The following is a 12,782-nucleotide window of genomic DNA, read 5'->3' on the forward strand; positions in this document are numbered from 1 at the left end:
CGTCTTTAAAGATGGCCGCTTCGTGCGCACGTTTACCGACATGCAGCAGGTCAATCATGAGGTACTGGTGCAGGCGATGGTCGGGCGCGACATCGGTGATATTTATGGCTGGCAACCGCGCGAATATGGCGCAGAGCGACTGCGGCTGGAACAGGTACAGGCACCGGGCGTACGTACGCCGATCTCGCTCTCTGTGCGCAGTGGCGAAATCGTCGGGCTGTTTGGCCTGGTCGGCGCAGGGCGCAGCGAACTGATGAAAGGGCTGTTCGGCGGCACGCGCATTACCGGCGGTCAGGTGTGGATTGACGGCGAGCCGGTGAACATCACCAAACCGGCGCAGGCCATTAGCGCAGGCATGATGCTTTGCCCGGAAGATCGCAAAGCGGAGGGGATCATTCCCGTTCACTCTGTGCGTGACAACATTAATATCAGCGCCAGACGCAAACATATTCTGGGCGGCTGCGTGATCAACAATCGCTGGGAAGTGCAGAATGCCGAACACCATATTCAGTCGTTGAATATTAAAACGCCTGGCGCAGAACAGTTGATCATGAATCTGTCCGGCGGCAATCAGCAGAAAGCGATTCTTGGCCGCTGGCTCTCTGAAGAGATGAAAGTCATTTTGCTCGACGAGCCGACCCGCGGCATCGACGTCGGGGCTAAACACGAAATCTATAACGTTATCTATGCGCTGGCGGCGTCCGGCGTGGCGGTGCTCTTTGCCTCAAGCGATTTGCCGGAAGTGATTGGCGTCGCCGACCGTATCGTGGTGATGCGCGAGGGTGAAATCGCCGGTGAGTTGCTGCATGAAAACGCCAATGAACAGCAGGCGCTAAGCCTTGCGATGCCTAAAGTCAGCCAGGCGGTCGCCTGAGAGGAGTCTATGATGTCATCTGTTACTACATCCGGCGCAACCCAGAAGTCGTTCAGCTTTGGCCGCATCTGGGATCAGTACGGCATGCTGGTGGTGTTCGCCGTCCTGTTTATTGGCTGCGCGATATTTGTTCCCAACTTCGCCACGTTTATCAATATGAAAGGGCTGGGACTGGCGATCTCCATGTCCGGTATGGTGGCGTGCGGTATGCTGTTTTGCCTCGCTTCCGGTGATTTTGACCTGTCCGTCGCCTCGGTGATTGCCTGCGCCGGGGTCACCACGGCGGTGGTGATTAATATGACCGAAAGCCTGTGGATCGGTGTCTCTGCCGGTCTGCTGCTCGGCGTGCTGAGTGGTCTGGTCAACGGCTTTGTCATCGCCCGGCTGAAAATCAACGCCCTGATCACCACCCTTGCCACCATGCAAATTGTCCGTGGTCTGGCCTATATTATCTCTGACGGAAAAGCGGTGGGGATCGAAGACGAGCGCTTCTTTACTCTGGGTTACGCAAACTGGTTCGGTCTGCCAGCGCCTATCTGGCTGACAGTGGTATGCCTGGTGATTTTTGGCCTGCTGCTCAATAAAACCACCTTTGGCCGCAATACGCTGGCGATTGGTGGTAATGAAGATGCGGCGCGGCTCGCGGGTGTGCCCGTGGTGCGCACCAAGATCATCATCTTTGTGCTCTCCGGCCTGGTGTCTGCGGCAGCGGGGATCATTCTTGCTTCGCGTATGACCAGCGGCCAGCCAATGACATCCATTGGCTATGAGCTGATCGTCATTTCGGCTTGTGTGCTGGGTGGCGTTTCTCTGAAAGGCGGGATTGGGAAAATCTCATATGTCGTTGCCGGGATCCTGATTCTGGGCACAGTGGAAAACGCGATGAACCTGCTGAACATTTCGCCGTTCTCGCAGTATGTGGTGCGTGGTTTGATACTGCTGGCCGCGGTGATCTTCGACCGCTACAAACAAAAAGCGAAACGTACGGCGTAATTCCTGCCCTAACCTTTAAGTGTACTTCCTCCGTCTCGCCAGTGGGTAATTCCACTGGCGTTTTCATTTGAAAATGGCGAGGGCGGTCACACTGTCTATACTTATACTGCTAACTTTTGATTAACAAGAAGCCGTTGGCTGTAAAAAAGGAGGACAAAGGGTGGATAAACTGCTCACAGTACCGCCTGATCTGACCGGAAATCTGGCATTTTTCTTTGACCTTGATGGAACGCTTGCAGAGATTAAACCCCATCCTGACCAGGTTGCTATTCCTACCGATGTTCGCCTTTCGCTGCATCAGCTTGCTGAACAGCAAAATGGTGCCGTGGCATTGATTTCAGGGCGCTCGATGGACGAGCTGGACGCACTCGTCAAACCTTACCGTTTCCCGCTTGCCGGGGTTCACGGGGCGGAACGTCGTGATATCAATGATCAGCGGCATATTCTGACCCTTCCTGACTCGCTGGTCAGTACGCTTGAGGAGACCCTCAGGCAGGCGCTGGCGTCGTTACAGGGCAGTGAACTGGAGAGCAAGGGGATGGCATTCGCCTTGCATTATCGCCGCGCCCCGCAACATGAAGCGGCGATTATCGACCTGGCACAGGACATTGTGGCACGTTACCCGCAACTGGCGTTACAGCCGGGGAAATGTGTGGTGGAGATTAAACCTAAAGGCGTAAATAAAGGTGCTGCCATTACGGCCTTTTTACAGGAAGCGCCCTTTATTGGTCGTCAGCCGGTGTTTGTCGGTGATGACTTGACTGATGAGAGCGGTTTCGATGTGGTCAATAAACTGGGGGGAGTTTCAGTGAAAGTGGGCGAGGGGGAGACGCTGGCGAAATGTCGTCTGGCGAGTGTCCCGCACGTTCACCAGTGGCTGAAAACCGTGGTGGATACCCAGCAACATACGCTAACTGACAGGAGGGATGGCTATGAGTCGCTTAGTCGTAGTATCTAATCGTGTCGCATCGCCAGACGATAAAAAAGGCAGCGCCGGTGGTCTTGCGGTCGGTGTGCTTGGTGCCCTGAAATCTACCGGGGGATTATGGTTTGGCTGGAGTGGCGACATCGGTGATGAAGACGCGCCGCTAAAAAAGATCACCCGCGGTAACATTACCTGGGCGTCATTTAATCTTAGCGAGGAGAGTCACGATCTCTATTACAACCAGTTCTCCAACGCCGTGTTATGGCCCGCGTTTCACTACCGCCTGGACCTGGTCGATTTTCAGCGCGAAGCCTGGGAAGGGTATCAGCGGGTTAATTCGCTGATCGCTGATAAACTGCTGCCACTGATTGAACCGGACGACATTCTGTGGATCCACGATTACCATCTGTTGCCCTTTGCAAGCGAGTTGCGAAAGCGCGGCGTGAATAACCGTATCGGTTTCTTTTTACATATTCCGTTCCCGACGCCGGAAATCTTTAACGCGCTGCCACCACATGCCGAACTGCTGGAGCAGCTCTGTGATTACGACCTGCTTGGTTTCCAGACGGAAAACGACCGCCTGGCTTTCCTTGAGTGTATAAAGGCGCAAACCCGCCTGACGACGCACGACGGTCACGCGCACCGGGCGTGGGGGAAAGCGTTCAGTACCGAAGTATATCCGATTGGTATCGAACCGAAGGAGATTGCCCGTCAGGCAAGTGGTCCGTTGCCGCCGAAGCTGGCGCAACTGAAGAACGAACTGAAAGGGCTGAAAAATATCTTTTCCGTCGAACGCCTGGATTATTCGAAAGGGCTTCCGGAGCGTTTTCAGGCCTACGAAACGCTGCTGGAGAAGTATCCGCAGCATCACGGTAAGATCCGTTATACGCAGATTGCGCCCACTTCGCGCGGTGATGTTCAGGCCTATCAGGATATCCGCCATCAGCTGGAAACGGCGGCGGGGCGGATTAACGGTCAGTATGGTCAGCTTGGCTGGACGCCGCTTTATTACCTGAATCAGCACTTTGACCGAAAACTCTTAATGAAAGTGTTCCGCTACTCTGACGTCGGACTGGTGACGCCACTGCGTGACGGCATGAATCTGGTGGCGAAAGAGTTTGTTGCGGCACAGGATCCGGCGAATCCTGGCGTGCTGGTCCTGTCACAGTTTGCCGGGGCGGCTAACGAACTGACTTCGGCGCTGATCGTCAATCCTTATGATCGCGATGATGTGGCGGCGGCACTCGACAGAGCATTATCCATGCCACTTGCTGAGCGTATCGCCCGTCATGCTGAGATGGAAGCGGTGATCCGAGAAAATGACATCGACCACTGGCAGGAACGCTTTATTAGCGATCTAAAGCAGATAACGCCGCGCAGTGAAGAGAGCCGCCTGCGCGACAAAGTGGCGACTTTCCCAAAACTGGCCTGACGGTATCCACACCCTGCGCGCCCTCGTGGCGCGCATCATCTTGCCTGCTCTTTTTCCAGCGAAATTAATAGCACATCGACGCCGCTGTTGCCGACCACCGTTTTGGCCGAGCAGGTCGCGCGGGAGAAAAAGCTTTTGTTGTGATTACCGCAAAGTACCAGATCGACTTTTTTCTTCTGGCAAAAATGCTTGACGTGTTCACCCAATTCCCCGGAGGCGATAACTGCTTCTTCGACAGGGTAATTCATGTGCTGAATCAATTCAGCGAGAAATTCCTTGGTCTCCTCCTGCATCAGCTCTCGCAGATTTTCCATCATCGGCGCGGCGAGCTGATTGTACATTTCCGGATCAGCGGCAAATGTGATCAGGCTAATTTTTGCCTGTACAGGACGGGCGATAGACACCGCCTTGTCGACAAGAATGCGACTTTCCGGCGTCGGGGCGACGGCGACTAAAAGGTGCGAGTACGGCATCGGGACTCCTTGTGATACGCAAAACTACCCCTTGTCCCTCTTTACTCCGTTTCGCCAGTCCATGCAAGGGCTGTGCTAATACAGAAATGTGAGCGTCTTCTGAATATTCATTAATTATTCTTATGTCAGGAATAAGGTGAACGTTCACCTTGTTAAGAAAAAGGATCAACTTAACAAAAACTGGTGCCTTTAATAATCTTTTTATAACGTGTTTCCAGGATCAACTAACAAAAAAAATATAATTACGCATCGCAACAATTTCATAATCCTGAAAGGATAACATTATGTTTTTATGACTATTATTATGCATTTATCGGCTATCGATATTATTGAATCGTTGTCATCACAGCACGCAGTAGTTTTTCACTCTAATTTATGGCTTAAGTGTATGTCAGAAAATGCTTATTCACAGTTTAGTAATAGAAAAGTGTAAGGAATGCCTAAAATTTCAACAATTGACAACGCATTCTGATGGATTTGCTGCTAATATTGAGCTTGATTATGTGACGTAGATCACAAAAATTTCAAATTCTCAGCAAGGCCACATTGTATGTGTAAGAACTCACGAGTACAGTTGCGTCGAATTAGGAAAAATCTTAGTTATTTGTAAGAAATGTTTAAAATTGACGCGTTATCTTTCCTTGCAGAAAGAAACAGAACAGTCAGGCAAGCCATCGCCTAAGACAACTATGCATTTTGGCCGTTTCTATTTTTTACCGGGTTTTTACCGGCGACATCACGGGGTGCGGTCACACCGCATAAAATAATGGTTGGTTATTCGGGATGGGAAAAATGCATACATCCGAGTTGCTAAAACATGTTTATGACATCAACTTGTCATATTTGCTACTTGCACAGCGTTTGATTAGTCAGGATAAAGCCTCTGCGATGTTCCGTCTCGGCATTAACGAAGAGATGGCAACAACGCTTGGGGAGCTCACCCTTCCGCAAATGGTAAAACTCGCGGAAACGAACCAACTGGTGTGTCAGTTCCGCTTCGATAGTCACCAGACCATCACTCGACTGACACAAGAATCACGTGTCGACGACCTTCAACAGATCCATACCGGAATCCTCCTCTCTACCCGCTTACTGAAAGAAACCGGTCAGGCTGAAGATTCTGCTAAGAAAAAAAGGGCCTGATGATGAGCGAAAAAAGCATTGTTCAGGAAGCCCGTGATATTCAGTTAGCAATGGAACTGATAACGCTGGGTGCTCGCTTGCAGATGCTGGAAAGTGAGACACAGCTGAGCCGTGGTCGTCTCATCAAACTGTACAAAGAATTGCGCGGAAGTCCTCCACCGAAAGGGATGCTTCCATTTTCCACTGACTGGTTTATGACCTGGGAACAAAACATCCATTCGTCAATGTTCTGTAATGCCTGGCAGTATCTGCTGAAAACAGGTCTTTGCAGCGGTGTGGATGCTGTCATCAAAGCCTATCGACTCTATCTGGAGCAATGTCCACAGCAGGAAACGGGGCCATTACTGGCGTTAACCCGCGCCTGGACGCTAGTGCGTTTTGTGGAGAGCGGAATGCTCGAGTTGTCACATTGCAATTGCTGCGGTGGAAATTTTATTACTCACGCACACCAACCGGTGGGAAGCTTCGTGTGCAGTCTGTGCCAGCCCCCGTCACGCGCCGTAAAAAGACGTAAACTTTCCAGCGATGCTGCCGATATTACCTCACAACTGCTGGATGAACAGATAGGTCAGGCTGTTTAACCGAATCGGTGTGGACAAACACTCCAGCAGCGGTAAGCGATTACCGCTGCTTTTTTTTGCCCTAACGAAGACGGACAACGCTTATCTGCTCCTCCTCGCCTTAGTCAACAGTGGAAGGATGATGTCGTGCTTATCTTATTAGGATACCTGGTGGTTATCGGTACTGTTTTCGGCGGTTTTGTCATGACCGGCGGGCACCTTGGGGCACTCTATCAACCTGCCGAGCTGGTTATTATCGCCGGCGCGGGTATTGGTGCGTTTATCGTCGGTAACAACGGCAAAGCGATCAGGGGAACGCTGAAGGCGCTGCCGCTGCTATTTCGCCGTTCAAAGTACACCAAAAGCATGTATATGGACCTGCTGGCGTTGCTGTACCGGTTGATGGCCAAATCACGCCAGCAGGGGATGTTCTCGCTGGAACGTGATATCGAAAATCCGCGTGAGAGCGAGATTTTCACCAGCTACCCGCGCATTCTCGCCGACAACATCATGCTCGATTTTATTGTCGACTACCTGCGTCTCATCATCAGCGGCAACATGAACACCTTTGAAATCGAAGCGCTGATGGATGAAGAGATCGAAACGCACGAGAGCGAAGCGGAAGTGCCGGCCAACAGCCTGGCGCTGGTCGGCGACTCGCTGCCTGCGTTTGGTATCGTCGCCGCCGTTATGGGAGTGGTTCACGCACTGGCCTCTGCTGATCGTCCGGCGGCGGAACTGGGCTCACTGATCGCCCATGCGATGGTCGGGACATTCCTCGGTATTCTGTTAGCCTACGGGTTTATCTCGCCACTCGCCAGCGTGCTGCGCCAGAAGAGCGCTGAAACCACAAAAATGATGCAGTGCGTCAAAATCACCCTGTTATCAAACCTGAACGGCTACGCGCCGCCGATTGCCGTTGAGTTTGGCCGTAAAACGCTCTACTCCAGCGAACGGCCGTCGTTTATCGAACTGGAAGAACATGTACGCGCCGTGCGTAATCCTAACGCCGCTCAAACGCAGACCACGACCGAGGACGCATGAAAAATCAGACGCATCCCATCGTCGTCGTCAGGCGGCGTAAGCACAAGGGACATCATCATGTCCATGGCTCATGGAAAATCGCTTATGCCGATTTTATGACGGCGATGATGGCGTTCTTCCTCGTGATGTGGCTGATCTCAATCTCCAGTCCGAAGGAGTTGATTCAGATAGCCGAATATTTCCGTACGCCACTGGCCACTGCGATCACTGGCGGGCAGCGAGTTTCTAACAGCGAAAGCCCGATCCCGGGCGGCGGCGATGACTTTACCCAACAGAAAGGGGAAGTCACAAAACAGCCGAACATCGACGATCTGAAAAAACGTATGGAGCAGAGCCGCTTGCAGAAAATTCGTGGTGAGCTCGATCAACTGATTGAGTCCGACCCGAAACTCAAGGCGCTGCGTCCGCACCTGAAAATCGATCTCGTGCAGGAAGGGCTGCGGATCCAGATTATCGACAGCCAGAACCGGCCAATGTTTGAAACTGGCCGTGCGGAAGTTGAACCGTACATGCGCGACATTCTGCGCAAAATCGCGCCGGTGCTGAACGAAATCCCCAACAAAATCAGTCTGTCTGGCCATACCGATGACTACCAGTATGCTACTGGCGAACGCGGCTACAGCAACTGGGAACTCTCCGCCGACCGTGCGAACTCCTCGCGTCGCGAACTGGTCGCAGGCGGTCTGGATGATGGCAAAGTGTTACGCGTGGTGGGGATGGCTAACACCATGCGCCTTAACGATCGAGGCGGCGATGACGCCATTAACCGTCGTATCAGTCTGCTGGTACTGAACCACCAGGCCGAAGAGGCGATCCTGCATGAAAATGCGGAGAGCCAGAATGAACCATTAAGTGTTTTACAGCAGCCTGCGGCAGTGCCGTCGGCGGCCAGTCCCACATCGCCACAACCCGATCAGAGGTGATACCGTGAGTATGGATATCAGCGATTTTTATCAGACGTTTTTTGATGAGGCCGACGAATTGTTGGCTGATATGGAGCAGCACCTGCTGGATTTAGTTCCTGAAGCGCCCGACGCCGAACAGATGAATGCCATTTTCCGTGCCGCCCACTCCATCAAGGGGGGCGCAGGGACGTTCGGGTTCACCATTCTGCAGGAGACCACGCACCTGATGGAAAACCTGCTTGATGACGCGCGGCGTGGTGAGATGCAGCTCAACACCGACATTATCAACCTGTTTTTGGAAACCAAAGATATTATGCAGGAACAACTCGACGCCTATAAAAGCTCATCAGAACCTGATGCTGCCAGCTTCGAATACATTTGTACTGCGTTACGTCAGCTGGCGCTGGAGGCAAAAGGTGAAAGCGCCTCCGTCGCGGCAAACGGGGCAAAACTGTCCGTCGTGGAAACCGAAGAGGTTGAGCCCGTGACAGGCGGCCCGGCAGGCAAAACACGTATCGTGCTGTCGCGGCTGAAGCCCGGCGAGCCAGACATGCTTCAGGAAGAGCTGAGTAACCTCGCGCAGCTCAGCCAGGTGGAAAAAACGGAAGACACGCTGTCGGCAACGCTGGACGGTAGCGTTGATCAGGACGATGTCGTGGCGGTGTTGTGCTTCGTCATCGAAGCTGATCAGATCGCATTTGAAACCGTCACTACCGAGGTCGCTGTCGTCGCAGTTGACGAAAGTACAGCCGATGAGAGTGCCGCGACAGCAGTTGCTGCCGTTGAACCGGGCGCGCCCACCGTACCCGTGCTGAAGCCGGTCGCCAAAGAGACGGCGCCTGCCCATCCGGGGCGTGAAAAACCTGCTGCCCGCGCCAGCGAATCGACCAGTATCCGCGTGGCAGTGGAAAAAGTGGATCAGCTGATCAACCTGGTGGGTGAGCTGGTGATCACCCAATCAATGCTGGCGCAGCGCTCCAACGAACTTGACCCGGTGCAACATGGCGATCTGATTACCAGCATGGGGCAGTTACAGCGCAACGCCCGCGATCTGCAGGAATCGGTGATGTCGATTCGTATGATGCCGATGGAATACGTCTTCAGCCGCTTCCCGCGGCTGGTGCGTGACCTTGCCGGCAAACTCGGCAAACAGGTGGAACTGACCCAGATGGGCAGCTCGACCGAACTTGACAAGAGTCTGATCGAACGCATCATCGACCCGTTAACGCACCTGGTGCGTAACAGTCTCGACCACGGTATTGAACTGCCGGAAGCGCGCGTCGCAGCCGGAAAATCGGCGGTCGGCAACCTGATCCTCTCCGCTGAACATCAGGGTGGCAATATCTGTATTGAAGTCACTGACGATGGCGCCGGGCTGAACCGTGAACGTATCCTCGCCAAAGCGATTTCCCAGGGGATGGCGGTGCACGACAACATGACCGATGAAGAAGTCGGCATGCTGATTTTCGCCCCAGGCTTCTCAACCGCCGAACAGGTGACCGACGTTTCGGGCCGTGGCGTGGGGATGGACGTGGTGAAACGTAACATCCAGGAGATGGGTGGCCACGTTGAAATTCAGTCCAGACAAGGGGCCGGCACCACCATCCGTATTTTACTGCCGTTGACACTCGCCATCCTCGACGGGATGTCGGTCAAAGTCAGCGGTGAAGTCTTTATTCTGCCGCTGAATGCGGTAATGGAGTCCCTGCAGCCGCGTGAAGAAGATCTGCATCCGCTGGCAGGCGGCGAACGCGTACTGGAAGTGCGCGGCGAGTATCTGCCGCTGGTCGAACTGTGGAAAGTGTTCGACGTCGAGGGCGCCAACACCGAACCGACGCAGGGGATTGTGGTGATCCTACAAAGCGCTGGTCGTCGCTATGCGCTGCTGGTGGATCAACTGATCGGCCAGCATCAGGTGGTGGTGAAAAACCTCGAAAGCAACTATCGCAAAGTGCCGGGCATTTCTGCGGCCACTATTCTCGGCGATGGCAGCGTAGCGCTGATTGTTGATGTCTCAGCGCTGCAAGGGATAAATCGTGAACAACGCGTGGCGAACACCGCCGCCTGATTGAGATAAAAGGTAATAACATGACCGGTATGAGCACTGTAGCAAAACTGGCGGGTGAGCCAACGGGCCAGGAGTTTTTGGTCTTCACACTGGGTGATGAAGAGTACGGCATTGATATCCTGAAAGTGCAGGAGATCCGTGGCTATGATCAGGTCACGCGTATCGCGAACACGCCGACATTCATCAAAGGCGTAACCAACCTGCGCGGCGTGATTGTGCCTATCGTCGATCTGCGTGTGAAGTTCAGCCAGCAGGAAGTCGAGTATGATGAGAACACGGTGGTGATCGTGCTCAACCTCAACCAGCGTGTCGTGGGGATTGTGGTTGATGGCGTCTCTGACGTGTTGTCGCTGGCCTCAGAGCAGATCCGTCCGGCACCGGAATTTGCGGTCACGCTCTCAACCGAGTACCTTACCGGTCTCGGCGCGCTGGGCGATCGCATGTTGATTTTGGTTAACATCGAAAAACTGCTGAACAGCGAAGAAATGGCGCTGCTGGATAACGCGGCTGCACACGTCGCCTGATAAGCCCTCGCTTCTGTCACGCCTCCGGAAACGGAGGCGTTTTGCGTTATACACCGTCCTCAACAGAAAGATGACCAAAGCGCAATTTTCCTCTCTCTCCCCTTTAAAGTTCTCCCTGCAAATGCCGATAACCCTGTAAATGAATAATTAAGAAGGTGTTGTATGTTGAACCGTATCCGCGTTGTCACGCTGCTGATGTTGGTGCTGGTCGTCTTCGCACTTCTTCAGCTGCTTTCTGGTGGCTTTTTATTTTCTTCCTTACAGCAAAACCAGCAGAGTTTCGTGCTTTCTAACGAACTGCGTACCCAGCAAACTGAGCTCAGCAAAACCTGGGAGCTGATGCTGCAAACCCGTATTAACCTGAGCCGTTCATCTGCCCGTATGATGATGGACGCTGCAAATCAGCAGAGCAGCGCCAAAACCGACCTGCTGAAAAACGCCAAACTGACACTGGCAGAGGCGGCGAAGCATTACGACGCCTTCAGACAGGCGACGCCGGAAGCCGCGATGGCGGATGTCACACAACGTGTTGACGACAGCTATCAGAAATATTTCGCCGGACTGACGGAGCTGATTAGCTTCCTCGACAACGGCAAGATGGACGCCTATTTCGCCCAGCCAACTCAGGGGATGCAAAACGCGCTGGGTGAGGCGATGAGTCAGTATGCAGCGCAGAGCGAGGCACTTTACCAGCAGGCGTTTACCACCAGCGGGAAAGATTACCGGTTTGCGCAGTGGCAAATGGCGATCATCGCAGTGGTGGTGGTCCTGGTACTGGGGGCGGTGTGGTTTGGGATCCGCCACATCCTGCTACTTCCGCTGGCGAAAGTGATGAACCATCTGCGGCAAATCGCTGAAGGTAATCTGACCTCGTCGCTGGCGATTGCCGGACGCAATGAAATTGCCGAGCTGGCAGGCACTGTCAACCACATGCAGCTCTCACTGATTGATACTGTTACTCGTGTTCGGGAAGGGACGGACGCCATTTACACCGGCACCAGCGAAATCGCGATGGGCAATAGTGATCTCTCGTCCCGTACCGAGCAACAGGCGTCCGCACTGGAAGAGACCGCCGCCAGCATGGAACAACTGACGGCGACGGTGAAGCAGAACGCTGATAATGCTCGTCAGGCTTCACATCTGGCGAAAAGTGCATCTGATACCGCTGAGCGCGGTGGCAAAGTAGTGGACGGCGTGGTCACCACGATGCACGACATTGCCGCCAGTTCACAGAAAATCTCCGATATTACCAGCGTTATTGACGGTATTGCCTTCCAGACAAACATCCTCGCACTGAACGCCGCCGTCGAAGCGGCCCGCGCGGGTGAGCAGGGCCGTGGCTTTGCAGTCGTGGCGGGTGAAGTCCGCAACCTGGCCAGCCGCAGCGCACAGGCCGCGAAAGAGATTAAAGCATTGATTGACGACTCTGTATCGCGCGTCGACACCGGCTCGGTGCTGGTGGAAAGCGCGGGTGAAACCATGCGTGAAGTCGTCAATGCCGTCACCCGCGTCACTGACATCATGGGCGAAATCTCCTCGGCATCTGACGAACAGAGTCGCGGTATCGATCAGGTGGCGCTGGCGGTATCTGAAATGGATAGAGTCACCCAGCAAAACGCCTCGCTGGTGCAGGAATCCGCTGCTGCCGCAGCGGCACTGGAAGAGCAGGCCAGCCGTTTGACGCAGGCTGTCTCCGCCTTCCGAATTAATGAAAAAGGTCAGAAAACCGTCGGCAGAACGGTGCAGCCGGATGCAGCACCGGTGATTTTACGTCAGCGTACCGCTTCGGCGGGAGGCGACGATAACTGGGAAACCTTTTAATTTCTTCGCGGCACTTTGCC

Annotated in this window: 12 protein-coding genes; 11 read left to right on the forward strand and 1 reads right to left on the reverse strand. The window is 53.8% G+C overall.

The annotated features are described in order from the left end of the window. The 4 genes from GTGU_RS00545 to otsA form a co-directional block, all read left to right on the forward strand. Positions 1–874, forward strand: an 874-nt coding sequence (locus tag GTGU_RS00545) for an ATP-binding cassette domain-containing protein (RefSeq protein WP_038153363.1), incomplete at its 5' end; no start/stop codon positions are given. 12 nt (positions 875–886) lie between these two features. After that, on the forward strand, positions 887–1,867 hold the full coding sequence (araH, locus tag GTGU_RS00550) for an arabinose ABC transporter permease AraH (RefSeq protein WP_038153365.1): 981 nt from the start codon (positions 887–889) through the stop codon (positions 1,865–1,867). Between the two features lie 160 nt (positions 1,868–2,027). Beyond that, entirely contained in the window at positions 2,028–2,825 is a 798-nt protein-coding gene (otsB, locus tag GTGU_RS00555) for a trehalose-phosphatase (RefSeq protein ID WP_038153367.1), read from the forward strand. Continuing rightward, positions 2,800–4,224: an alpha,alpha-trehalose-phosphate synthase gene (otsA, locus tag GTGU_RS00560; RefSeq protein ID WP_038153368.1), complete on the forward strand. Its 1,425-nt coding sequence runs from the start codon at positions 2,800–2,802 to the stop codon at positions 4,222–4,224. Before otsB ends, otsA begins: the two co-directional genes overlap by 26 nt. A gap of 35 nt (positions 4,225–4,259) precedes the next feature. Here otsA and uspC read toward each other — a convergent pair whose 3' ends face one another. Further along, on the reverse strand, positions 4,260–4,697 hold the full coding sequence (gene uspC, locus GTGU_RS00565) for a universal stress protein UspC (protein WP_038153370.1): 438 nt from the start codon (positions 4,695–4,697) through the stop codon (positions 4,260–4,262). Positions 4,698–5,489: 792 nt separating this feature from the next. Here uspC and flhD point away from each other — a divergent pair. The 7 genes from flhD (at position 5,490) to tar (ending at position 12,762) form a co-directional block, all read left to right on the forward strand. Next, on the forward strand, positions 5,490–5,840 hold the full coding sequence (gene flhD / locus GTGU_RS00570; RefSeq protein ID WP_038153372.1) for a flagellar transcriptional regulator FlhD: 351 nt from the start codon (positions 5,490–5,492) through the stop codon (positions 5,838–5,840). Further along, positions 5,837–6,421, forward strand: coding sequence for a flagellar transcriptional regulator FlhC (flhC, locus tag GTGU_RS00575; RefSeq protein ID WP_192901444.1), 585 nt, complete (start codon positions 5,837–5,839; stop codon positions 6,419–6,421). Before flhD ends, flhC begins: the two co-directional genes overlap by 4 nt. A gap of 126 nt (positions 6,422–6,547) precedes the next feature. Continuing rightward, the gene (gene motA, locus GTGU_RS00580) at positions 6,548–7,444 is read left to right on the forward strand and encodes a flagellar motor stator protein MotA (protein ID WP_038153377.1); all 897 of its coding nucleotides are present in this window, start codon (positions 6,548–6,550) and stop codon (positions 7,442–7,444) included. Next, positions 7,441–8,367: a flagellar motor protein MotB gene (gene motB / locus GTGU_RS00585; RefSeq protein WP_038153379.1), complete on the forward strand. Its 927-nt coding sequence runs from the start codon at positions 7,441–7,443 to the stop codon at positions 8,365–8,367. Before motA ends, motB begins: the two co-directional genes overlap by 4 nt. Positions 8,368–8,371: 4 nt before the next feature. Continuing rightward, on the forward strand, positions 8,372–10,417 hold the full coding sequence (gene cheA / locus GTGU_RS00590) for a chemotaxis protein CheA (protein WP_038153382.1): 2,046 nt from the start codon (positions 8,372–8,374) through the stop codon (positions 10,415–10,417). Between the two features lie 20 nt (positions 10,418–10,437). Continuing rightward, positions 10,438–10,941, forward strand: a complete 504-nt coding sequence (cheW, locus tag GTGU_RS00595; RefSeq protein WP_038153385.1) for a chemotaxis protein CheW — start codon at positions 10,438–10,440, stop codon at positions 10,939–10,941. Between the two features lie 162 nt (positions 10,942–11,103). Next, positions 11,104–12,762, forward strand: coding sequence for a methyl-accepting chemotaxis protein II (gene tar, locus GTGU_RS00600; protein ID WP_038153386.1), 1,659 nt, complete (start codon positions 11,104–11,106; stop codon positions 12,760–12,762). Positions 12,763–12,782 lie beyond the last annotated feature (20 nt).

It is taken from the genome of Trabulsiella guamensis ATCC 49490, from assembly GCF_000734965.1.
Lineage (GTDB): Bacteria > Pseudomonadota > Gammaproteobacteria > Enterobacterales > Enterobacteriaceae > Trabulsiella > Trabulsiella guamensis.